The organism is Flagellimonas iocasae, from assembly GCF_042682725.1.
In the GTDB taxonomy this organism is placed as follows: Bacteria; Bacteroidota; Bacteroidia; order Flavobacteriales; family Flavobacteriaceae; genus Flagellimonas; species Flagellimonas iocasae.
Genome location: NZ_JBHUHU010000002.1, coordinates 130854 through 153578 on the forward strand (window position 1 = coordinate 130854; position 22725 = coordinate 153578).

Below are 22725 nucleotides of genomic sequence, written 5' to 3' on the forward strand. Positions count from 1 at the left end.
CAGAAAATTTTATAGCATTGAAAATCCCGTTTGATTCAGAAATTGGCGGGATTTTTTCTTGAGTATCTTTACCCTGTGGAAACCAAAAAGAAGGACATACGCGCTTTGACCAAGGAACAGCTCCGCGATTTTTTTGTGTCCCAGGGCGATAAAGCCTTTCGTGGCAATCAAGTCTATGAGTGGCTCTGGCAGAAGTCGGCGCACTCCTTTGAGGCGATGACCAATATTTCTAAGGAAACCCGGCAAATGTTGGAAGACAATTTTGTGATCAACCATATTTGGGTAGACCAAATGCAGCGGAGTTCTGATGGGACCATTAAAAATGCGGTTCGTTTGCATGATGGATTGGTAGTGGAATCTGTTTTGATTCCCACAGAAACACGGACAACAGCCTGTGTTTCAAGTCAGGTGGGATGTAGTTTGGATTGTCGGTTTTGCGCTACGGCACGTTTAAAACGGATGCGTAACCTCAATCCGGATGAAATCTATGACCAAGTGGTGGCCATTGACAATGAAAGCCGGTTGTATTTTGACCGTCCGTTGAGCAATATTGTCTTTATGGGGATGGGGGAGCCCTTGATGAACTACAATAATGTGCTACAAGCCATTGAAAAAATCACCTCCCCAGAGGGATTGGGCATGTCACCCAAGAGAATTACACTTTCTACCTCGGGAGTACCCAAAATGATCCGAAAGATGGCTGATGAAGAGGTGAAATTTAAGCTGGCCGTTTCCCTTCACTCCGCTATAGATGAAGTCCGTACATCCATAATGCCATTCAATGCCACCTTTCCTTTGAAAGATTTGCGTGAGGCACTGGAATACTGGTATAGCAAGACCAAAAACCGAATCACATACGAATACGTGGTTTGGCAGGGAATCAACGATACCCAAGAAGCGGTGGATGCCTTGGTGAGGTTTTGCAAGTTTGCACCTTCCAAGGTCAATCTTATTGAATACAATCCCATTGATGATGGCGAGTTCCAACAAGCTTCTGAAACAGCCCTAAAAATGTATCAGGATACCTTGGAAAAAAATGGAATCACTGTTACCGTTCGCCGCTCCCGTGGAAAAGACATTGATGCAGCTTGCGGGCAGTTGGCCAATAAACAATAACCAATTTTCAATTTACAATAAACAATAAAACTATTTTTATTTACCCAACACCCAACACCCAACACCCAACACCCAACACCCAACACCCAACCAACCCTGCAACTTACCGATAGTTTTGTCCCACCAACTAAATCTTAAAGGATACTTCCACCAACTGTATCATTTTCCCTACTTTTAGGGTTTCAAAACCAATCACGCCAAACCTGTCACGTTGAAGATAGTTTCTCAGATTAGGGAGCCCATTGAGGATGAAATGGAACTTTTTGAGGCGAAGTTTCTCAAATCCATGTCGTCCAAAGTGGCTTTGTTCAACAGAATTACCTATTACATCGTTAACCGTAAGGGTAAACAGATGCGACCCATGTTCGTGTTTTTAACCGCGAAGCTCCTCAATGGAAAGGTCGACGAACGCACCTATACCGGGGCCTCAATCATTGAATTGATCCACACTGCAAGTTTGGTGCATGATGACGTAGTGGATGATAGCAATAAACGCCGCGGATTTTTCTCCATCAATGCATTGTGGAAGAACAAAATCGCTGTTTTGGTGGGAGATTTCTTGTTTTCGAAAGGACTCTTGGTATCGCTAGAAAATAAGGATTATGACCTGCTCCATATCATCTCCAATGCGGTACGGGATATGAGTGAGGGCGAATTGCTTCAGATTGAAAAAGCCCGACTTTTAGATATTACCGAAGAGGTTTACTACGATATCATCCGACAAAAAACAGCAACCCTAATTGCCGCTTGTTGTAGTATGGGCGCCTGTTCCGTAAGACCAGATTCTGAAGAAGTGGAAACATTTCGAAAATTTGGGGAACTCTGCGGGATGGCGTTTCAAATAAAAGATGACTTGTTTGATTACGGGGCTGAAAAAATAGGCAAACCCACAGGTATCGACATCAAGGAGCAAAAAATGACCCTCCCTTTGATTTATGCACTAAATAATAGTGATAAGGATAAGAAAAAGTGGCTCATCAATTCCATCAAAAACCACAATAAGAACAAGAAACGGGTAAGCGAGGTCATTGCTTATGTAAAGGAAAAAGGAGGGCTGGACTATGCCGTCACCAAAATGTTGGAATTTAAGGACGAAGCCCTTGCCATTTTGGACAATTACCCCGATTCTGAGTACAAAAGCTCACTTACCTTAATGGTCAATTACGTGGTTGACCGAAAAAAATAGCGACTTTATATCATTGTTTATCAATATTTTATTAAATAAAAAAGGGCTTCAGGCAACGCTTTCTCTTTTAAAGGCGTCTATATTTATAGAACCAATTTTGAAGCAACACTTTTGAAAATTATCTCATTGTACGGTAATGAAAATTCTTTGATCAAGAAGTCTGCTAAAGGAGACCCTCAGGCCCAAAGGCTATTGTATGAGCGGTTTTCCCCAAAAATGTTGAGTGTTTGTAGGCAGTATGTCAAGGATCTGCATTTTGCAGAAGATGTTATGGTAAATGGGTTCATCAAGGTTTTTAAAAATCTGGGCTCATTTCAACACAAAGGGAGTTTTGAAGGTTGGATACGGACCATAATGGTTCGAGAGAGCATCTCGTTCTTGCGCAAAAGACAATTTGTGGTTTATGACGATGAAATTTTTGATGCGCAGCATGAGCAGTCTATTTATAATGAAGGTCTTTTGGATGTGGAATATGTGCAGCAACTTATTGATGCATTGCCTGAAGGATACAAGACCGTTTTCCTGCTTTATGCCGTAGAGGGCTATAACCATCAAGAGATAGCCAAAATGCTCGAGATTACGGAAGGGACTTCAAAATCACAATTGTTCAAGGCCAGAAAGATGCTTCAAGAAAATTTAAGTTTAAAAGGAATGTCGCCCAAATCAAATTCAGCAAGTAAAAAATAAGGATATGGATAAGCTCGAAAAACATATCAAGCAGAAACTGGAAGAACGAACCATTACTCCTTCAAAAGGAGCCTGGGATAAAATCGCTTCCAAAGTGAAAGAACAGCCCCAAAGAAAAAGAAATTCATGGTTTCCCTATGCAATTGCAGCAAGTGTAGTGGGTATCGTCTTTTTGTCCGTACTCTTCTTTGCCGACAGTAATCCAAAAATGGAACAAACCGAGGTGGTGGAGACTGGAACCCAAATAGAATCAAAGGCGCAGCAAGAGGTAACTACTGTGGATGAATCTGGACAAAAAGTGGATTCTCAGTATTCTGATGTTGAAATTGAATCAAAGATTCCGGGAAAAAGGGAAGAACCAATCCCAGAGCCATCAACATACAATTTGGCAGTAGCCAATCAGGAAACAGAACAACCCTTACGGGACGAGATAGAGCTAAATTCGGACACCCTGATTGCACAAAAGGTGGAAGAAGTTGTAGCGCAAGTAACCTTAATGGAAAGTTTAAATAGGGACGTTACTGATGCTGAAGTGGATTCGTTATTGCGAGCAGCGCAACGAGATATATTGACCGATAGGTTATTCACTAATGGTCAATCGGTAGATGCATCCGCCCTACTTGCTGAAGTTGAGGATGAGCTTGACGAATCGTTCCGCGACCAGATTTTTGATGCCCTAAAATCGGGATACTTTAAGCTGCGAACGGCAGTGGCGGACCGAAACAAATAAAATTATTCATCAATCAAAAAACAGACCTCTAAACTTCCTGCCTTAAATAGGCGGGGAGGAGGGAGGTTCATAATCCAAAACAATCATGAAAACAATTACATTTTATTCAGCTGTTTTATTGTTAATTCTTTCCTTTCAGACAATTTGTGGGCAAGATGACCATCAAAAGAAAATTGAGGCCTTACATATAGAAAAACAACGGGTTACTGACCTTGAGAAAGAGGCTTTAAAGGAGGAAGTGAAAGAAATCAATGTGCTATTGAGAAAAGGTAAAATCACCGAAGATGAAGGTGATAAACTGAAAAGAGAGGCGGCCGAAAAGAGGGCGATGAATATTGAGAATAAGGTGGCCATTTTGGAAAACCAAATAGCGCTGTTGGAAAGAAATGAATCCTTTTTGTGGATTTCCGAGGATTTTTTGGATAGCCAGAGAGATTTTTTTGGTGAGGAAGAAGATTTACTCGGATTAAGATATCATAGATCCGATCTTCCAGTAAGGGACAAAAGAACCCATTCAAAGTTTGTTTTCGCTTTCGGGGTACTTAACAATATCATCGAGGATAAACCGGTCTTTGAATTACCTCACCAATTCTTGGGTAGCAAGTCGTTGGAGTTGGGATTGGTTTGGAAGACAAGGGTTTTTAAAAGAAGCAATTGGCTAAGATTTACGTATGGCATTTCGTACCAGTCTAATGGATTAAAGAGTAATAATCAATTGTTTGCTAGGGACAAGGAAATCGTGGGTGATTTTGACCCTCCGGTTGTGGTTTTGGTCAATGCCAATGAACTTTATGGAAGTCCTACCGGGAAATTAAAAAAATCAAAATTTAGGCAGACCGACCTTATATTTCCCTTTCATTTAGAGTTTGGACCATCAACAAAAAGAGAATATGGAGACTACGTGAGATACTCTACAAGGAACAGCTTTAGAGTTGGGGTGGGAGGTTATTATGGTATAAATTTAGAAACGGTGCAAAAAATTAAGCTTAGTGATGATTTTATCCCAAATGGGGAGCAAGCCGCTGAAAATTTAGAACGACTATATTTCTCAGGTTCTGGGGCAAGAAGAAAATCCTTTATAGGCTTAAGTGCTTATGCTGGACACGGCAATAGTACTTTTTACATAAAATATGACCTTACACCCAACTTCAAGCATTCCGATTATTTTAATTCAGATGGCAGGATAACTTCGGTTAAGCGCTATAATATTTCGATGGGATTTCGGTTTGAATTATAAAGCCCGCTCCATTTCTGTAGTAAATTCCTCCTTGTAGTATACCCGTTTGCAATGCGAGCATTCAGCATACTGCACATTGTTGATGGTAAAAATGGGAATCCAGAAAAGGTGGGCATAATTGGGTTGGCAGGTTACGGTTAAGGTATCTGTTTGTTGACAATGGGGACACGCCACGTTACTTAGGATTTTGGTTTCCTTTTTGCCAGGTCTAGTTCCAAAGAAAAGAATCATACCACATCATTTGAAAACAAAGATACCCATTTGGTTTATTCTCGAGTGGGGATATTGAGTTCACTTTTCTTGTTCTCGTTTCGCCAACCAGCTTTGTATTCCCTATCCACATAGAAAATTTTCAAGTCTGATTTGTAATCCCTGTCCACAAAGAAGAGCGATATGTCAGCTTTGTACTCAGCATCTGTAAAATACCACAAACCCACATTGTCCTTAGCTTTGTACGCTCTATCAACCTTAAATACCAAAAGGTCTGCTTTGTACTCCCGATCAACAACAAAGACTTTGAAATCTGCATTGTGTTCAGCTGTTGAATTAAATACGTTTTGGGCGCATAAACTTTGAATGAGGAAGAACAGCAGCGTAGGCAAAAGGAGTTTCTGTATCATTGCATATCCAATTTCATGTTGATGGATAGATTTGAAAACAAATACCTTACCAAAGGAGTTAAATATCTTTTGTTTGTATTTATTTTCTACATTCGCGCACATTTTTAAGAATTGCAGACGTATCACAGTTTGGAGCAATGGTTTTCTTGGATGGATGACCTCTCCGCAAAAGATTATGTGGTCATTGACCATTTTTTTCAGCCCGAAATGTATGCTGAAATCCGGTCTTTTTTTCTCGGAAAACTTCCCAATTTTACTGAAGCGGGTATTGGAACCAACGCGGACAACCAAATCAATAAAAATGTACGCGGCGATTTCACCTATTGGCTGGACCGAAAAAGAGACGAGCAACTTCAACCATTTTGGAATTTGGTGGATGAAATTCTCTACATGTTCAACCGCTATTGTTTTCTGAGTCTTTCGGGATATGAATTCCATTTGGCGCATTATCCTTCAGGGGGGCATTATGACAAACATTTGGATCAGTTCGAAAATCGGAACAACCGCATGATTTCAGTGGTCATTTACCTTAATGAAGGATGGCAAAAAGGAGACGGAGGGGAATTGGAAATTTTTGAAAGGGACGAAACCTCATTTTTAGTGGAACCCCTTGCCGCAAGGTGCGTCATGTTTAAAAGTGCGGATGTACCCCATGCCGTATTGCAGGCCCACAAAAGTCGGTTTAGCGTAACAGGTTGGTTGCTGTATCAACCTTCAGCTGTTGGGCGTTTCATAGGGTAGAACTCAATCTTTTTCGCGGGGTATTTGCCGAATGAGTTCTGCATTCTGGCTATGCTCAGCACTGTAAGACATCACCAGGGTACCTTTGGTGCCATCGTTGGCTTCAATGGCAAAAACCGTGGCCTGGTCATCAGGATTTGTCATCCCCTCAAATCGGTATGAACTTAAGATCTTAAGCTCACGTGGTTGATACTGCTTTTTAGAGTATAGGGCTTTAATGGAATTGTCTCCCGCCTCAAAATCTTCGGTAAATCCATTTTTGGTTAGGATGTTTACCGCTTCGGAAAGGGTGTCAAAATTGTAAATTTCCATGGCAAATCATTTTACCGTCATTCTGTGGTTGCTTGCATAAAGGAATCCGTCCCGCCCACTACAGGAAGTGTAATGGTGGTGGCATCAAGATCAATGGTGAGTTCGGTTCCGGGTTCTGGCCAGAGCGTGAACTCACGATCACTGGAAAAAATCATCAATCCGATTTGCTGTCCTTTTGGAATGATTTGGTCATCGGGCATCAAATCGAAGGTTACCTCATAAAATTTATTGGGAACCAAAGGTTCGCTTTCCGTAATGGAACGATAGTTCTGCGGGTCCGCCCAACCTCGATTGATGATATTGTCTGTAATCTTTGTTCTGCGGCCCTCGGTCCAAGGCAACGAAACCAACCAAACCGAAAGATTGGCCGCCGGCTTGCTACTGGCAAGTTTCACGGAAACCTTGGGAATACCCGAAATGTGAACATCCTCCGTCAATGTTGGGGTAATGTAGATTAATCGATGATTTGTAAATTCTGCCTCAGCCAAAGCCGACCCAGAAAAGGAATAATTGTCTACTAAAGTTTCCTTTCCCTGTTTGTTGGGTTTGCTGTGGGTCAATCCGCCTCGTGCAGGCGCTCCTTTGGTTAAAAATAGAGTAACATCAGAAGCATCCGGATTGGGATAGTCTTTGTACGATGTTGGTTTTTCCCTTTCATCATTTTCACGGACAATCCACGCTTTTGGGTCATTCTCAACCCCATTTTCAATTCCAAATAGATAACGAGTGAACCAACGGTTCATCATTTCAATGGGTGGTGGGCCACCATGTCCATTCTGGTGATAATAAATTTGAACGGGCAGTCCCATCTCGCGGGCTTTGTCATAGATTCTGTAGCTATGTTCGGGCATCACGTTCCAATCATTGAATCCATGGGACATCAATAAGGCGGCTTTCATGGGCTTCATATCATTTAAATAATCGCGTCCAGCCCAAAAATCGTTGTAATCTCCAGTGATTCGGTCTTGTCCATTTTTCATTTCGGTATCCCGAACCACCTTGTTGTTTCGGGCTCTTTTGGACTCATCCCCACTGTGGATGAAATCGTAGAGCACATCAATATCTTCACCAAGATAACCGCCGGGTGAACGAATCAATCCGTTGGAACGGTAATAATGATAGTATGAAGTGTTTGGTGCAATTGGGATGATGGCTTCCAAACCTTCAACACCGGTAGTGGCGGCAGCCAGTGGCAGGGTTCCATTGTACGAAGTACCCGTCATGCCCACTTTTCCGGTGGACCAATAGGCTTTTACCTCTTCGTTTCCGTTGCGTTCGGTATATCCTTTTGCACGTCCACAAAGCCAATCGATTACAGCTTTTGGGGCAAGCGATTCGTTATCTCCACCTACGGTGGGAGCTCCATCTGAAAGTCCTGTGCCCGGTGAAGAGGAGTGTACTACAATATAACCTCTTGGCAACCAGGTCTGGATTTGTGAGTTTGAAATAATTGGTCGTTCCCCAATACGTTGCACCTCTGGGTGGGTTCTTGGTTTGCCAGCCTCGCCAAGCTCGTGTTTTACATCCCACAACGTACCTTCACCAAGACGGGCAACACCGGCAAAATAGGGGCTGGATTCATATACAACCGGAAGTTTCAGTCCTTCGGTCTCGGTTTGCTTGGGGCGTGTGACATCTACATGCACCCTATCCAATTTCCCATCACCATCCGAATCAAACTCGGTTTCCACCCACAAGTCATGTCGAATCCAATTTTCAGGGTCGGCAAAAGCGTCAACAACCTGTGCTTGACCATTTTCAAAAACTGGCGTGACTTTTTCGGCCATTTGTGCAATAAGACCGAATTGGCCCAACAACAAAAATGAAATCAGGAGGAATAAGGGGAATTGTTTTTTCAGCATCATGTATTCTTTGTGTATTTTCAATCTGATGTTGCATGCCCATTTGGTATCAAAAGGCGCAAATCAATATTCTTCTAAGATAGTAAATCTTAAAGGGCTATTTTGATATTGGATTCACCAAAATTTTGATTTTATTTACCTTTAACAGCTCGTTCAACACAAAGCCACTTGATTTCAAAAACTACCATAGACAACGTATATGAAACCGCCCGGGTCGAGGAGGTGATAGGCGATTTTGTGCAGTTGAAGAAATCTGGGTCAAACTTTAAGGGATTGAGCCCTTTTTCAGATGAGCGTACCCCGAGTTTTATGGTGTCACCCGTAAAGCAGATTTGGAAGGATTTTAGTAGCGGAAAAGGCGGAAATGTGGTGGCTTTTCTTATGGAGCACGAGCATTTTACCTATCCCGAAGCCATTAAGTACCTCGCCAAAAAGTATAATATTGAAGTAGAGGAAACCGAGCAGACCAGTGAACAAAAGGAGCAGGCCAATGAACGAGAGAGCATGTATTTGGTCTCTGAATATGCCCAAAAGTATTTTGCCGAAATCCTTTGGGATACCGAACCTGGAAAGGCAATTGGACTCAGTTATTTTAAGGAGCGTGGTTTTACGGACGAGACCATTAAAAAGTTTGGGCTGGGTTATAGTTTGGATGAGTGGGAAGTTTTTACCAAAACGGCTTTGGATGAGGCTTATCAACTTGAATTTTTAGAAAAGACAGGACTCACCATAGTCAAAGAGCAAACGGGTGGGGAAAAGAAAACATTCGACCGTTTTAAGGGACGGGTCATGTTTCCCATCCATTCCATGAGTGGTAGGGTTTTGGGCTTTGGAGGTCGAATTTTGGGTAATGACAAAAAGGCGGCCAAATATCTCAACTCTCCTGAAAGTGAGATTTACCATAAAAGCAAGGTGCTTTATGGCATCTATTTTGCCAAACAGGCCATAGCCAAGGAAGATAACTGCTATTTGGTGGAAGGCTATACGGATGTCATCCAGATGTATCAGCGTGGGGTGGAAAATGTTGTTTCTTCCAGCGGAACGGCTTTGACCCCAGAACAGATTCGGTTGATCAATCGGCTTACCAAAAACATCACTGTACTTTTTGATGGCGATGCGGCGGGATTGCGCGCATCCCTTCGTGGTATAGACTTGATTCTGGAACAGGGCATGAATGTTAAGGTCTGCACCTTTCCAGAAGGGGAAGACCCAGACAGCTTCGCCAAGAACAATACGTATGAAGACCTGGTTCTCTATTTAGAGGAAAATGCCAAGGACTTTATTCAGTTCAAAACCTCTTTATTAGCCAAAGAAGCCGCCAATGACCCTATAAAACGGGCCGATACTGTTCGTGATATTGTAAATAGCATCAGTAAGATTCCAGACCGCATCCAAAAAGAAATCTACATTCAGGAATGTGCCAAGATCATGCAGATTTCGGAGGAGGTGCTGTACAATACCCTTGCTCAGATTGACAAAAAACAGGTCACAGACACTAACAAAAAGCTCAAAGAGGAACGAAAAGTCTTTGAAGTGGTCAAAAATGACCCCGTGGTTGAAAAGGTGGATGTGCAATATGAGTTGGAGCGAAAAATCATTGAAGTACTTTTACTGTATGGAAATGAAGAGCAGGAGTTTGAGGATTTGGTGTTGAAGGAAAATGAAGAAGGTGAGTTGGTCTTGGAGCCTGAAGTTGTGGAAGCAAAAGTCTATGAAAAAGTGTTTTTGGACCTGCAAGAGGATGAAATTGAGCTGACGAACGAACAGTTTCGTTCAATCTATTACAAACTCATTGAAAACCTCAATGAAAATGAAGCTTTTGCCGTCAATACCTTTATGACGGAGTTGGATCAAGAAATGGTTCCTGAAGTTTCTTCCATTTTAATGGAAGAGGAGCAATATGTATTACATGATTGGGAACGAAAAGATATCTATCCAAAAGAGAAAAAAAACGGGGTGGCCCAACTAGTAGGGGAGACCATTCTTACCCTTCGGTGCAACTTGATTAAAAACCGGATTCAAAAATTGCAGGAGCAGACCCAGGACCAAAATGGCGACAACACAGAGATTTTGGAGGAAATCGTGAATTACCTTCAGTTGAACAAGTTGTTGAACGCCAAACTGAATCGGGTACTTTCCTAAAAAAAATCCCGAACTATTAGCCCGGGATTCACTTTAGTTAGTTTGGATTGGTTAATTAATAAAGTTCCAAAGCTTTGGCTTGCTGCAATAGGTCCACCAAATTATCTACGTTCAATTTTTTCATTAAACGCGCTTTATAGGTACTTACGGTTTTTTCGTTAAGGTTGAGCCCTTCGGCCACTTCCTTGTTTCGTTTTCCGCTGGCCAGTAATTTCAACACTTCAACCTCTCTAGAAGATAGTTTTCTAAAGAATCTTCTCGGTTTTTGTGTTCCTTCATCAAATGCCAAGCGTTGCGCCAATTCATTGGTGATAAACATGTTGCCTTCGCTTACCTTTTTTACTGCAGATATGATATAATCCAAATCGGCAGTTTTTGAAAGGTAGCCAAACGCACCTGCTCTAATGGTGCTCAGGGCATACACGTCTTCGGATTGGCCACTGTACATTAATGTTTTGACATTGGGAAATTCCAGTTTCATCTTTCGCAAAGTAGCAATCCCGTTGATTTCTGGAATATCCATTTCCAAGATAACAACATCTGGGGCTACTTTATTTAATGCTTCGAATAATTCTGAGGTTGTGGAAACATCTGCAATGATTTCAATATCTGGGCTAGATTCGAGCACTTGTTTAATACCAAGCCTGACAATGGGATGATTGTCAGCAATCAATACTTTTATCATTCGGTTTGAGTTTACTTATAATCGTTGGTTAGCTAATTACTTACGTAACTTAGCAGGCAAGATAACAATTTGGTGACGTAAAACTGTAATTTTTTTCTTAAAACCCCAGAATTTCTATGGTTTTTTTCGTCTTAAACTGGGTTTTATGCGTTAAATGGTCATTTTAAGCCACTTGGAATCTCACAAATGGGTATGGGAATCATCTTGTGCTTGTTAGCAGTATTGTATCTTTTGTAGATAGCGAAAACCTCTTTTTCCCTATCAGAAAAATCCTCAATGGTCTTTCCTTCTTCATCCATTTTCATGGCCCATTCCAGTTCTGGGTACGATGCTCCGATTTGGTCTTCATCGGTTCTGCTGTCGCCCCAAAGTCCATCGGTGGGTGGTGCTTCCATAATATCTTGGTTTACACCCAATACCCTTCCTACTTCGTATACTTCTGTTTTAACCAAATCTGCAATGGGGCTTAGGTCGACTCCGCCATCACCATATTTGGTATAGAATCCTATCCCAAAATCCTCCACTTTATTTCCAGTACCCGCAACCAGATATCCTTTTAGGGCGGCAAAATAGTACAGGGTGGTCATTCGCAGTCTTGCGCGGGTGTTGGCCAAGGACATAAAACGCTCTTCCTCGGTTTCTACACTTGGAAAGGCGGTCACCAAACTATCGAATACAGGGGTAAGGTTTACCTTTTGGCGCGATACGTTGGGGAAATTCTCAATGAGCCAATCAATATGTCGGTCAGCGCGGGTTACTTGGTCTTCACCTTGGTGAATGGGCATTTCCACACACAAAAGGTCGAGTCCGGTTTTTGCACAAAGCGTTGAGGTTACCGCGGAATCTATTCCTCCGGAAACGCCAATGACAAAACCTTTACATTTTGCGTTTGTGGCATAGTCCTTCAACCAGTCCACTATATGTGCAATTACCTTTTCTGTTTGCATATCGTACAATTTGGATTCATTAAATTACCTTTGTGCCCTGTAAATTTAAACCCTGTAGTCTTAAAAATGAAGAGGTCAGTAAAATACTTTACCCAAATTGGAATTTTTGCTTCCTTTTTTTTGCTGTTTCTTGTTTTAGGAGGATGTGAGGAGACCAATAAAACGGAGGAAGAGATTTCCAAAGTTTCTGTTGATTTTAAACTTTCACGGTTTGATCGCGAATTTGCCAATGCATCGGCGGAAGATATTCCCCAGTTGAAGAAAAAATACCCTTACCTCTTTCCGCAGCAATTTCCAGACAGCATTTGGGTGAATAAACTATCGGATACCCTTCAAATTGAACTTTCTGAAGAAGTGGACAAGGCTTTTGGGGATTTTGAGGAAGAATCTGAAGCGTTAGAGTCCCTTTTTAAACATATCAAATATTATTTCCCAGGATTTAAGGCGCCCAAAGTGGTCACCTTGACTTCAGATGTGCGCTATAACGACCGAATTATCCTCACCGATACCTTATTATTAATAGGATTGGATAATTATTTGGGCAAAGACCATCATTTTTATGAAGGCATCCAACGGTATATCGCCGAAGGTCTCGATAAAAAATTCTTGACTTCTGATGTAGCCAGTGCATTTTCCAAAACCGTGCTTACCTATCCACGGAATCGGACTTTTTTGTCGCGAATGGTTTATTATGGTAAGGAACTTTATTTGAAAGATAGATTGCTTCCTTCTATTCCCGATGCGCAAAAGATGGGTTACTCCGATGAAGAGCTAGAGTGGGCCAATGCCAATGAAGAGCAAATGTGGCGCTATTTTGTGGAAGGGGAACTATTGTACAGTACTGACTCGGCGTTGGACCGAAAATTTTTGGACCCAGCACCTTTTTCCAAATTTGGTTTGGAGTTGGACAATGAGTCTCCTGGGCGATTGGGCAGATATATGGGCTGGCAAATCGTTAGGGCCTTTATGGAAAATAATCCCATCACGTTGCAGCAACTATTGGATATGCCTGCGGATGAAATTTTAAAAGAATCAAATTACAAACCCAGAAAATAATGGCGGTAACACATACCTCAGAAATAAAATTAACGGTAGGATTGGATGAAAACAGGGTTCCTGAAGCATTGACATGGTCAGCACAAGACGGTGGCGTCGAAAATGAAGAGGCAAAGGCCATGATGCTTTCCGTTTGGGACAGTAAGAACAGGGAGTCCCTTAAGATTGATTTGTGGACCAAGGACATGCCGGTGGATGATATGAAAATATTCTTTCACCAAACCTTGACCACCATGGCCGATACGTTTATGAAGGCGACCCAAGATGAGAAAATGACGGCAACCATGAAGGATTTCTGCGACTACTTCGCTGAAAAATTGGAGTTGGATAAATTGTAGGTCAATCTATGGGCTGGTTCAGCCGATTGAACTGCGCCTTTTGAGCTCCCTGAAGATTTAGTTGATTCAAAACCTTGTCTTTGGTGGGTCTTTTCAAATACAAATAAAAAAGTAGGAAGAGCCCAATAAACAAATAGGCAAAATTCTGGGTGTTGTAAAAAATCACAATACAAAATAGCGCAGGACCTTCAAGCAGTGCATACGAAATAATGCAGGCTGTTTGAAACCGAGCCAGTTTCTCCTTCAATCCCATATTGGAAGGAATGCTTTTCACCATTTTTCTAAAAAGGAAGTCTCCTAAAAAAATACCAACCATGGCAACGACGGGAACAATGGCCAAGAACATATCGTCTGAATCAGAGAAACTCAAATGCGCATCTTGGATTTGAAAATAAAAAAATAGGGCCAAAATCGCTGGTGTGGCCAAAATTCCCAAATGTAAAAAGGCCAGTATTTTTACATAAGAAGCAGGGGTAAAGCTATTTTTAACGTTCTGCATGATTTGGTTTTGATGTAAAGAAACATAAAATTTAACAATGCAAGTGTCTTTACCATTATAATGGGGAGTATGATTTCAACGCAATTGATTTTTGTGTACAATGCCAATTCAGGAAAGCGTAATGCACTATTGGATAGCATGCACAAAGTTTTCAGTCCATCCACATATGACTGTAACTTGTGTGATATTACTTTCGGGTTGGTTACTGAAAACAAGCTTTGGAAGGAATTTCGTGAGCAAAGCAATTTACCCATGACTTTTTTGCATAAGGATGAATTTGCCAAAAGTTATGCTAGCAAGTTTGGTCATCGATTTACGTTTCCCATTGTTTTGATGGAAAATGATTATGACTTGGAAGTTTTTATTTCCACTGAAGAATTAAATGCACTGCAATCCGCTCAGGAATTAATTGAAGTGATACAGAAACGCTCAAAAAAAATGCCCCAATAAAGGGACATTTCTATGGTTTAGGAGTTTTATCGTCCAATTTTCCCGAGGCTCATTGGGACTTCCATGAGCAACACCCGGCTATCGGTAAGCGATTTTAAATCGAAGGCATCGGTTTCCCAAAGGCCAAAACCGTCTCTTTTTTCCAATTTTTGCCCATTGATTTCCACTTCGCCTTCCAAAATAAAGGCATAGACACCGTTACCTTCCTTTTTTATCGAATACGAATCGGAAGAACCAGCTTCAAAATTGCCAAGGTGGAACCATGCATCTTGATGCACCCAAACACCTTCATCATCTGGATTTGGGGAGAGCACTTGGTAAAATGCATTTTTCTTGGCAATATCCCTTGTTGAGATCTGGTCATACCGGGGTTCCACGTTTCGCTCATTCGGGAACACCCAAATTTGAAGGAATTTCACGGCCTTGTCAGCATTTGCGTTGTATTCACTATGGTAAATGCCCGTTCCGGCACTCATCACCTGAACATCACCTTCTTTAATGGTGGCGACATTGCCCATACTGTCCTTATGCTCCAAATCCCCTTCCAAAGGAATGGAGATAATTTCCATATTGTCATGTGGATGGGTTCCAAACCCCTTACCTGCGGCTACTTGGTCATCGTTCAATACACGCAAGACCCCAAAATGCATCCGTTCTGGGTTTTGGTATCCTGCAAAACTAAAGGTATGGTGACTGTTCAACCACCCATGATCAGCATGACCTCGGGTATTCGCTTTATGCAAAACTGTTTTCATTTTATGCTCTTTTTTAAGTTGAAACTCAACAACGAAACGTTGTACTCTTGTAGATGGCTTTTAAGTCGCAATATCTACTGATTTCTTACTTTTTGGATGGTGTTGCAACGATTACTGATTCTTGAAAAAATCTTGGTTGATGGCCTCAATATATTCCAACAATTCTTCGCGTCCCATTCGGTTGGAAGACGAGGTGGTAAAATGTGGAGGGGCTTCTTCCCAAACACTGTCTGTCAATTTCTTCAGATAGGCGTTTGCCTGTTTTTCAATCACTGCAGGTTTCAGTTTGTCGGCCTTGGTAAAAATAATGGCGAAGGGAACCTGGTTCATGCCCAGCCATTCCATAAATTCCAAATCCACGGGTTGTGGGTCGTGGCGAATATCCACTAACACAAATCCGCAGACCAATTGTTTTCGTTTTTGAAAATACTCCGTGATATATTTTTGAAAGGTCTTTTTGTCTTTCTTGGATACTCTGGCATAACCGTATCCAGGCAAATCCACCAAAAACCAATTATTGTTGATTTTAAAATGGTTGATGAGTTGGGTCTTCCCGGGCCGCCCGGAAGTTTTAGCCAAGCCTTTACGATCCATCAGCATATTGATCAATGAGGATTTCCCAACATTGGACCGTCCGATAAACGCATATTCGGGCAATGGCTCATTGGGGCATTTGGCAACATTGGAGTTGCTCATTACAAACTCGGCGGAAGAAATCTTCATTTTGAACAGATTTTAGACGCTAGATTTTAGACGATAGACTTAAAACTAATGCTTTATTTTGAAAAAGGCTTTGTTCTTGAGAAAGGACATGGATTGATACCAAGTTGCTTCAACTTCACGAGGATTTCCTTCATGGTCTTCCACATCGATTAAGTAATAGCGCTTTCTATAGCGGAATAAAGATAGAAGAGTCTCACCATTTTCAAAGTTGGGATTCCAAGGCTTTTTGACTTTTTGATGCCGAATGTACTTTAAGTTTTTTGAAACTAGATATTCTTCAATTCTAGATACAGGTATAGAAGCATTTGCAATTGAAACTTTGATGACTAGAAATAGCGAAGCAATAATTACAAGAATACTAAAAACATCCATCAAAAAGGTTTAACTGTCTAGAATCTAACACCTAACACCTAACACCTAACTACTAGAACCCTCTCTTTTTCAGCCAAGCTTCAAGAATGCGGTTAAAGTCTTCTGGGTGCTCCATCATTGGGGCGTGACCACATTTTTCAATCCAAAACAAATCGGAATCTGGTAAAAGCTCGTGGAATTCTTTAGCTACGTTTGGGGGGGTAACCGTATCATTTTCTCCCCAAATAATACAAGTTGGAGTCTTCATGTGCGGTAAGTCCTTGGACATATTATGCCGAATGGCACTTTTGGCAATGGCCAATGTTTTTACCAACTTCATACGGTCGTTTACAGTGGCAAAAACTTCGTCCACAATTTCCTTAGTGGCTACTTCAGGGTCGTAGAAAACGTCTTGGGCTTTCTTCTTGATGAACTCATAATCACCGCGCTTTGGATACCCATCGCCCATGGCACTTTCATAAAGTCCAGAGCTTCCGGTGATGACTAAGGCCTTCACCATTTTTGGGAACATCTTGGTGTGGAGTAGGCCAATGTGTCCACCCAAGGAATTTCCTAAAAGAATGACATCTTTCAATCCCTTGAACTCGATAAATTCCTCTAAAAACTTGGCGAAGTTCTTTACGGTAGTTTTAAGTAAAGGCATGTCATAGATGGGGAGTTCTGGAATCAAAACCTTATATCCTTGGGCTGGAAAGTATTCCGAAACCCCTTGAAAGTTACTCAATCCACCCATGAGACCATGCAAGATAATCATGGGCGTACCCTCGCCCATTTCTATATATCTGTATTTGCCTTCCTCAATGATATGCTCTTCCATCAATAGTTAGTTGGTGCTAAGAGGGGCAAATATAGGCAATTCATATCACACGGATTTCAGGTTTTTTCTATCTATTCCACATCTTTTTTAAGTTTTTCAAAGTAAGCGATTCCCACATGTAAAAATTTGAAAGGGTGTTCTTGGAGTCAAATCAGGTGGATTTTGCTGAAAAGTGGGGAATTTATTAACAAATGTGTCTTTAAGTGGAGAAATGTGGAAATAAAATCTATATATTTGAGTTGTAATAAGTAACCAATTGATTTCTAGTGACCCATATCATAGGACAACATGATTGCAAAGCAGATTCAAAAGGAAGGGTTTTACTGCCTATTTCCTTGAAGAATCAGCTATTGCCTGTTTTGAAGGATGGGTTCGTGATCAAACGGTCCGTTTTTCAACAGTGTTTGGAGCTTTATCCCAAGCAGGAGTTTGATGTTCTCATGCAGAAGGTGATGAAGAAGAGCAAAATCAACAGAAAGTACGATGCTTTCGTTCGAAACTTCGTGGCCGGGATGAAGGAAGTCACAATCGATGGGGATTCCGGAAGATTGCAGATACCTAAAAATCTTGTGGATTTTGCTGGAATCGATAAAGAAGTGGTGCTCAATGCTGTTTTTGACAAGATAGAGATTTGGGACAAGGACAAGTATGAGAAAGTCTTGGCTGAAGGTGAAAAGGATTATGCCGATCTAGCGGAAGAGATTTTTGACGACGATGAATAGTGCTTATCACAATCCGGTACTGTTGCAAGAATCGGTGGACGGATTGAATATAAAACCAAATGGAGTGTATGTGGATGTCACCTTTGGTGGCGGAGGGCACTCCACTGAAATATTGAAACGATTGGGCGATGATGGAAAACTGTTCGCATTTGATCAAGATGAGGATGCATTGCAAAATGCGATTGATGATGAACGATTCCAACTGATCAACCAAAACTTTCGATATCTCAAACAGTATTTAAAGTTCTATGGCATTCGGAAAGTTGATGGAATCCTGGCAGATTTTGGGGTTTCTTCCCATCAGTTTGATGAGGCAAGCCGCGGTTTCTCCACTCGCTTCAGTGCGGATTTGGACATGCGGATGAACAGAAACGATGAATTGTCCGCTTTTGAAGTGGTCAACTCATATTCCCAAGAAGATTTAGCGTCGGTCTTGTTCCAGTACGGTGAATTGCGCAACGCAAACGCCATGGCCAAGGTCATTGTGGAAGCCAGGTCTCAGGTAACCATCAAAACCACGGACCAGCTCAAAACGGTTTTAGCTCGATTTCTGCCCAAGATGAAAGAGAACAAAATTTTGGCGCAAATCTATCAGGCCATTCGAATTGAGGTCAATCAAGAAATTGAGGTGCTGAAGGAGTTTTTGCTCCAAGTACCTGAGATTTTGGAAAAAGGTGGTCGATTGAGTCTGATCAGCTATCACTCATTGGAAGACCGTTTGGTAAAACGCTTTATAAGAGCTGGGAGTTTTGAGGGAGAACCAGAGAAGGATTTTTATGGGAACATCAATGTTCCTTTAAAGAAAGTGGGCGGATTGATTGTGCCATCAGCCGAAGAAATAGCTCGGAACAACAGAGCAAGAAGTGCAAAACTCCGTATTGCGGAAAAGTTATAAGTGAGATTCCCATTTTCATGGGAATGACAAAAGGAATACAGGAATGAAAAAGGGATTACTGGACATTTTAAAAGGAAAGTTTTTGGTGAGCGGAGATGCTCCTAAGAACTGGATGTTTTTGTTATATGCCTCTTTCTTGGCCGCCTTAATGATTTCTAGCAGCCACCGTGCCGATAAAAAAGTATTGGAAATCGCTGCTTTGAACGAAGAAGTGCGCAAGTTGCGCAGTGAGTTCGTTGAGGGCCGTTCTCGAGTGCAACAATTAAAACTGGAATCCACTTTACGCAAGGAAGTGGCGGAACAAGGACTTGTTCCCTCCGAAAATCCACCAAGGAAAATCAAAGTAAAATCAGCAGAGTAGTGGCGATATCTGAAAAAAATATCATGAACAGACTGTACCTCGTTGCCGGGGGATTGGTTGTTTTGTCCATTGCCGTGGTGGTGAAATTGGTGGATATCCAAATGGTGAAGGGGTCGGAGTACAAGGAACTCGCCCTGAGTCAAACGGAGAAAATGTTCACCATTGAACCCAATCGTGGAAACTTGTATTCGGAGGATGGTAGCCTTTTGGCTGCTTCAGTGCCTAAATATGAGGTGCGATTTGATGCGAAGACCGTTTCCGAGGATAATTTTCAAAAATATGTGGGTCCGTTATCGGATTCTTTGGGCTTGTTGTTCGACAAACCTTCATCGCACTATAGGCAATTGTTCCGCAAGGCAAGGGCCAATGGTAACCGCTATACACTGGTAGCTCGAAATGTAGACTACTTAGATTACGTGAAAATAAAGCAATTCCCGCTTTTCAAACTGGGGCCCTATAAAGGTGGATTCATTGAAACACATCGTGTGGTTCGTGAATATCCTCTCGGACAAATGGCGGCCCGTAGCATAGGTTATGAGCGCGTGGATGAAAATGGATACTACACAAGAGTTGGGTTGGATGGAGCTTTTGGGGAATCATATTTGCGCGGGCACGAAGGCAAGCGTTTAAAGCAACGCATCGCCAAAGGACAATGGAAGCCCGTTGGTTTGGATAATATTGTGGAACCTCAAGATGGTTTGGATGTGGTTTCCACCATCGATATCAACATTCAGGATATAGCACATCATGAACTTTTGGCCCAACTCGAAAAATATAATGCCGATCATGGCTGTGTGGTGGTTATGGAAACCAGGACGGGTGAAATCAAGGCGATTTCCAATTTGGGGATTACTTCTGAAGGAACCTATTACGAAAAACTGAACTATGCCGTAGGGGAATCCCACGAGCCGGGTTCCACCTTTAAATTGATGTCGCTCGTCGCGGCATTGGAAGATAAAGTGGTAGATACCAGCACGGTCATCGATACCGAAAAAGGTAGGTATCGGATTTATGATGGTGTTGTGAAGGATTCCAAGTGGGGTGGTTATGGGAAAATTTCAGTGGCAAAAGCATTTGAGGTTTCTTCAAATACAGCCTTTGCCAAAATCATCAATGAAAACTATAAAGATCAACCCGAGAAATTCGTCAACCGCTTGATGAACATGGGTCTTCATAAAAAATTGGGATTGCCCATCATTGGAGAGGGTGACCCTGTGATTCGTTATCCAGGGGATAAAGGGTGGTCTGGAATCTCATTGGGTTGGATGTCGCACGGATACGAAGTATCCATGACGCCCTTGCAAACTTTGGCCTTCTATAATGCCATTGCCAATGATGGCGAATATGTAAAACCACGATTGATCAAAGAGGTTCGTGAAGGCAACGAGGTCATTAAAAGATTTGATAGACAAGTATTGAATTCATCTGTTTGTTCCAAAGAGACTGTGAAAAAGGTGCAGAAACTGATGAAGGATGTGGTGGAAAAGGACTTCGGAACAGGCCATAAGCTGTATTCCAAGAACTTTTCAATGGCCGGGAAAACGGGAACCGCCCAGAAAAATTATGTGGAAAAAGACCCAGATAGATTGGCGTATATCTCCACATTTGCGGGATACTTTCCTGCGGACAATCCAAAATATTCCTGCATTGTCATCATTCATGAGCCTGATAAAAGCGTGGGATATTATGGCGCTGATGTATCCGGTCCTGTTTTTAAGTCCATGGCCCAGAAAATCCATGCCATTTCACCTTTGGTGGATGAGGTGGAAGAGAAGGTCTACGACAAGAAAACCTTGGAAGAGGATTATCAGAGATACTATGCCCAAGTTCAGAAAAAGTATGACACCGTTCCCGATGTAAAAGGAATGACTGGAATGGATGCAGTTTCCTTGCTCGAAAATTTAGGATTGGAAGTCGAGGTGCATGGAAATGGAAAAGTAAAGAGACAGTCCATCGATAAGGGAACGGATATTAAAAAAGTTAAGAAAATAGTACTGGAGCTTTCATGAAGTTATTGAAGGACATATTATATGGTGTAAGCCTTTCCGCAGTGAGTGGGGATACCAACGTAATGGTGAACCTTGTCCATTTTGATTCCCGAAAAGTATCAATGGATGATGTTTTCGTTGCCGTTCGCGGTACCATCACTGATGGACATAAGTTCATTCAAAAAGCGGTGGATTTGGGTGCAAGAGCCATTGTATGTGAAGAATTGCCAGAGTTGATGGTTGATGGTGTTACTTATCTAAAAGTGCCCGATTGCAACAGCGCGTTGGCCATCATCGCTTCCAATTTCTACGATAATCCTTCCAAAAACTTGAAGTTGGTAGGGGTGACCGGAACCAATGGAAAAACTACCGTAAGCACCCTACTTTACAATCTCTTCAAAAAAGCGGGCTATAAAGTTGGACTGCTTTCTACCATCAAAGTAATGGTGGATGACAAAGAGTATCCCGCCAGCCATACAACTCCAGATGTTTTGACCATCAATGATTATTTGGCCAAGATGAATACGGAAGGCGTGGAGTTCTGTTTTATGGAAGTGAGCTCGCATGGTATCCATCAGAAAAGGTCCGAAGGATTGCGCTTTACTGGAGCCATTTTCACCAATTTGAGCCATGACCATTTGGATTATCATAAAACCTTTGCCGAGTATCGGGACACCAAGAAAAAATTATTCGATGGTCTTCCCAAGACGGCCTTCGCCTTGGTGAACATTGATGATAAAAACGGCTTGGTGATGTTGCAGAACACCAAAGCCAAAAAATATACCTACGCCCTAAAATCCTACGCAGATTACAGGGCCCAGATTTTGGAACGGCAATTCAACGGGCAATTGTTGAAGATGGATGATAACGAATTGTGGTCCAAACTGATTGGTGACTTCAATGCCTATAACCTATTGGCCATTTATGCCACTGCGGACATTTTGGGGTTGGAGAAGATGGAAATCCTACGATTAATGAGTGAATTGGAGACCGTTGACGGACGGTTTCAATATTACATATCGAAAAAGAAAATAACGGCTATTGTTGATTATGCCCATACGCCGGATGCACTAAAAAATGTGTTGATTACCATCAATGCATTGAGGACTGGAAATGAAAACGTCATCACCGTAGTGGGGTGTGGTGGTGACCGTGATAAGTCTAAGCGTCCGGTTATGGGTCATATCGCTTCCGAAATGAGCAATCAAGCCATTTTTACCTCAGACAACCCACGTTCTGAGTCAGCTTCGACCATCATTGAAGAAATGGAAGCCGGAGTAGAAGCACAAAATGTCAAAAAAGTATTGTCCATAGAAAACCGAAAGCAGGCCATAAAGACAGCGTGTAAGTTGGCGGTTGCCAACGACATCATTTTGGTGGCTGGAAAAGGGCATGAAACCTATCAGGAAACCAATGGTGTCCGAGTGGATTTTGACGATTTAAAAGAAGTTAAAGAGGCCTTGAACAGCCTAAATAAATAATGT

26 protein-coding genes are annotated in these 22725 nt (G+C 41.9%); 15 read left to right on the top strand and 11 right to left on the bottom strand.

Annotated features, from left to right (window positions below; genetic code table 11):
- The first annotated feature begins 75 nt into the window (after positions 1–75).
- From rlmN to ACFSJE_RS06405, 5 genes are all read left to right on the top strand, one after another.
- Complete coding sequence (gene rlmN / locus ACFSJE_RS06385) at positions 76–1116, top strand: dual-specificity RNA methyltransferase RlmN (protein ID WP_379830333.1); 1041 nt, start codon at positions 76–78, stop codon at positions 1114–1116.
- A 211-nt stretch (positions 1117–1327) separates the two neighbouring features.
- Positions 1328–2302 (top strand): polyprenyl synthetase family protein, encoded by a 975-nt coding sequence (locus ACFSJE_RS06390; RefSeq protein WP_379830156.1) that lies wholly within the window; start codon positions 1328–1330, stop codon positions 2300–2302.
- A gap of 111 nt (positions 2303–2413) precedes the next feature.
- Positions 2414–2989, top strand: coding sequence for an RNA polymerase sigma factor (locus tag ACFSJE_RS06395; RefSeq protein ID WP_379830157.1), 576 nt, complete (start codon positions 2414–2416; stop codon positions 2987–2989).
- Positions 2990–2993: 4 nt separating this feature from the next.
- Positions 2994–3719 carry a hypothetical protein gene (locus ACFSJE_RS06400; protein ID WP_379830158.1) on the top strand — a complete coding sequence of 242 codons (726 nt, stop codon included), beginning with the start codon at positions 2994–2996 and terminating at the stop codon, positions 3717–3719.
- 85 nt (positions 3720–3804) lie between these two features.
- The gene (locus tag ACFSJE_RS06405) at positions 3805–4956 is read left to right on the top strand and encodes a tropomyosin (protein WP_379830159.1); all 1152 of its coding nucleotides are present in this window, start codon (positions 3805–3807) and stop codon (positions 4954–4956) included.
- Here ACFSJE_RS06405 and ACFSJE_RS06410 read toward each other — a convergent pair.
- Together ACFSJE_RS06410 and ACFSJE_RS06415 are read right to left on the bottom strand one after the other, a co-directional pair.
- A complete protein-coding gene (locus ACFSJE_RS06410; protein ID WP_379830160.1) occupies positions 4951–5187 on the bottom strand; it encodes a zinc-ribbon domain-containing protein in 237 nt (78 codons plus the stop codon). The genes ACFSJE_RS06405 and ACFSJE_RS06410 overlap by 6 nt on opposite strands.
- Positions 5188–5222: 35 nt before the next feature.
- Positions 5223–5576, bottom strand: a complete 354-nt coding sequence (locus tag ACFSJE_RS06415; RefSeq protein ID WP_379830161.1) for a 7(1) septoil knot domain-containing protein — start codon at positions 5574–5576, stop codon at positions 5223–5225.
- 111 nt (positions 5577–5687) lie between these two features.
- Between ACFSJE_RS06415 and ACFSJE_RS06420 the strand changes: the two genes are divergently transcribed.
- A complete protein-coding gene (locus ACFSJE_RS06420; protein ID WP_379830162.1) occupies positions 5688–6317 on the top strand; it encodes a 2OG-Fe(II) oxygenase in 630 nt (209 codons plus the stop codon).
- A 3-nt stretch (positions 6318–6320) separates the two neighbouring features.
- Here ACFSJE_RS06420 and ACFSJE_RS06425 read toward each other — a convergent pair whose 3' ends face one another.
- Together ACFSJE_RS06425 and ACFSJE_RS06430 are read right to left on the bottom strand one after the other, a co-directional pair.
- Complete coding sequence (locus ACFSJE_RS06425; RefSeq protein WP_379830163.1) at positions 6321–6629, bottom strand: phosphoribosylpyrophosphate synthetase; 309 nt, start codon at positions 6627–6629, stop codon at positions 6321–6323.
- 17 nt (positions 6630–6646) lie between these two features.
- Positions 6647–8491, bottom strand: a complete 1845-nt coding sequence (locus ACFSJE_RS06430; protein ID WP_379830334.1) for a Xaa-Pro dipeptidyl-peptidase — start codon at positions 8489–8491, stop codon at positions 6647–6649.
- Between the two features lie 168 nt (positions 8492–8659).
- On the opposite strand from ACFSJE_RS06430, the gene dnaG reads away from it, so the two are divergent.
- Positions 8660–10633, top strand: a complete 1974-nt coding sequence (dnaG, locus tag ACFSJE_RS06435; RefSeq protein WP_379830164.1) for a DNA primase — start codon at positions 8660–8662, stop codon at positions 10631–10633.
- Between the two features lie 55 nt (positions 10634–10688).
- On the opposite strand, the gene ACFSJE_RS06440 is transcribed toward dnaG, so the two are convergent.
- Entirely contained in the window at positions 10689–11318 is a 630-nt protein-coding gene (locus tag ACFSJE_RS06440; RefSeq protein WP_207097706.1) for a response regulator, read from the bottom strand.
- A gap of 158 nt (positions 11319–11476) precedes the next feature.
- Positions 11477–12265 (bottom strand): NAD(+) synthase, encoded by a 789-nt coding sequence (gene nadE, locus ACFSJE_RS06445; protein WP_379830165.1) that lies wholly within the window; start codon positions 12263–12265, stop codon positions 11477–11479.
- 66 nt (positions 12266–12331) lie between these two features.
- Between nadE and gldB the strand changes: the two genes are divergently transcribed.
- Together gldB and gldC are read left to right on the top strand one after the other, a co-directional pair.
- Positions 12332–13321, top strand: a complete 990-nt coding sequence (gene gldB, locus ACFSJE_RS06450; protein ID WP_379830166.1) for a gliding motility lipoprotein GldB — start codon at positions 12332–12334, stop codon at positions 13319–13321.
- Positions 13321–13659, top strand: coding sequence for a gliding motility protein GldC (gene gldC, locus ACFSJE_RS06455; RefSeq protein WP_379830167.1), 339 nt, complete (start codon positions 13321–13323; stop codon positions 13657–13659). Before gldB ends, gldC begins: the two co-directional genes overlap by 1 nt.
- Before the next feature lies 1 nt (position 13660).
- On the opposite strand, the gene ACFSJE_RS06460 is transcribed toward gldC, so the two are convergent.
- Positions 13661–14158 (bottom strand): hypothetical protein, encoded by a 498-nt coding sequence (locus ACFSJE_RS06460; protein WP_379830168.1) that lies wholly within the window; start codon positions 14156–14158, stop codon positions 13661–13663.
- Positions 14159–14227: 69 nt separating this feature from the next.
- Here ACFSJE_RS06460 and ACFSJE_RS06465 point away from each other — a divergent pair, with 69 nt between their 5' ends.
- Complete coding sequence (locus ACFSJE_RS06465) at positions 14228–14608, top strand: GTPase (protein ID WP_379830169.1); 381 nt, start codon at positions 14228–14230, stop codon at positions 14606–14608.
- Between the two features lie 26 nt (positions 14609–14634).
- On the opposite strand, the gene ACFSJE_RS06470 is transcribed toward ACFSJE_RS06465, so the two are convergent.
- The 4 genes from ACFSJE_RS06470 to ACFSJE_RS06485 all read right to left on the bottom strand — a co-directional run bounded on the left by ACFSJE_RS06470 (position 14635) and on the right by ACFSJE_RS06485 (position 17275).
- Positions 14635–15363, bottom strand: a complete 729-nt coding sequence (locus ACFSJE_RS06470; RefSeq protein ID WP_379830170.1) for a pirin family protein — start codon at positions 15361–15363, stop codon at positions 14635–14637.
- Positions 15364–15474: 111 nt separating this feature from the next.
- Positions 15475–16086, bottom strand: coding sequence for a ribosome biogenesis GTP-binding protein YihA/YsxC (yihA, locus tag ACFSJE_RS06475; RefSeq protein WP_379830171.1), 612 nt, complete (start codon positions 16084–16086; stop codon positions 15475–15477).
- A gap of 45 nt (positions 16087–16131) precedes the next feature.
- Positions 16132–16458 carry a hypothetical protein gene (locus tag ACFSJE_RS06480; RefSeq protein WP_379830172.1) on the bottom strand — a complete coding sequence of 109 codons (327 nt, stop codon included), beginning with the start codon at positions 16456–16458 and terminating at the stop codon, positions 16132–16134.
- Positions 16459–16510: 52 nt separating this feature from the next.
- Positions 16511–17275 (bottom strand): alpha/beta fold hydrolase, encoded by a 765-nt coding sequence (locus ACFSJE_RS06485; protein WP_379830173.1) that lies wholly within the window; start codon positions 17273–17275, stop codon positions 16511–16513.
- 266 nt (positions 17276–17541) lie between these two features.
- Here ACFSJE_RS06485 and mraZ point away from each other — a divergent pair, with 266 nt between their 5' ends.
- The 5 genes from mraZ to ACFSJE_RS06510 are packed head-to-tail and all read left to right on the top strand — an operon-like array spanning position 17542 to position 22722.
- A complete protein-coding gene (gene mraZ / locus ACFSJE_RS06490; protein WP_379830174.1) occupies positions 17542–17997 on the top strand; it encodes a division/cell wall cluster transcriptional repressor MraZ in 456 nt (151 codons plus the stop codon).
- A complete protein-coding gene (gene rsmH, locus ACFSJE_RS06495) occupies positions 17990–18892 on the top strand; it encodes a 16S rRNA (cytosine(1402)-N(4))-methyltransferase RsmH (RefSeq protein WP_379830175.1) in 903 nt (300 codons plus the stop codon). Before mraZ ends, rsmH begins: the two co-directional genes overlap by 8 nt.
- A 43-nt stretch (positions 18893–18935) precedes the next feature.
- Positions 18936–19253, top strand: a complete 318-nt coding sequence (locus ACFSJE_RS06500; protein ID WP_379830176.1) for an FtsL-like putative cell division protein — start codon at positions 18936–18938, stop codon at positions 19251–19253.
- Positions 19253–21262: a penicillin-binding protein gene (locus tag ACFSJE_RS06505; RefSeq protein WP_379830177.1), complete on the top strand. Its 2010-nt coding sequence runs from the start codon at positions 19253–19255 to the stop codon at positions 21260–21262. The genes ACFSJE_RS06500 and ACFSJE_RS06505 overlap by 1 nt, the downstream gene beginning before the upstream one ends.
- Positions 21259–22722, top strand: coding sequence for a UDP-N-acetylmuramoyl-L-alanyl-D-glutamate--2,6-diaminopimelate ligase (locus tag ACFSJE_RS06510; protein WP_379830178.1), 1464 nt, complete (start codon positions 21259–21261; stop codon positions 22720–22722). The genes ACFSJE_RS06505 and ACFSJE_RS06510 overlap by 4 nt, the downstream gene beginning before the upstream one ends.
- Positions 22723–22725: the final 3 nt, after the last annotated feature.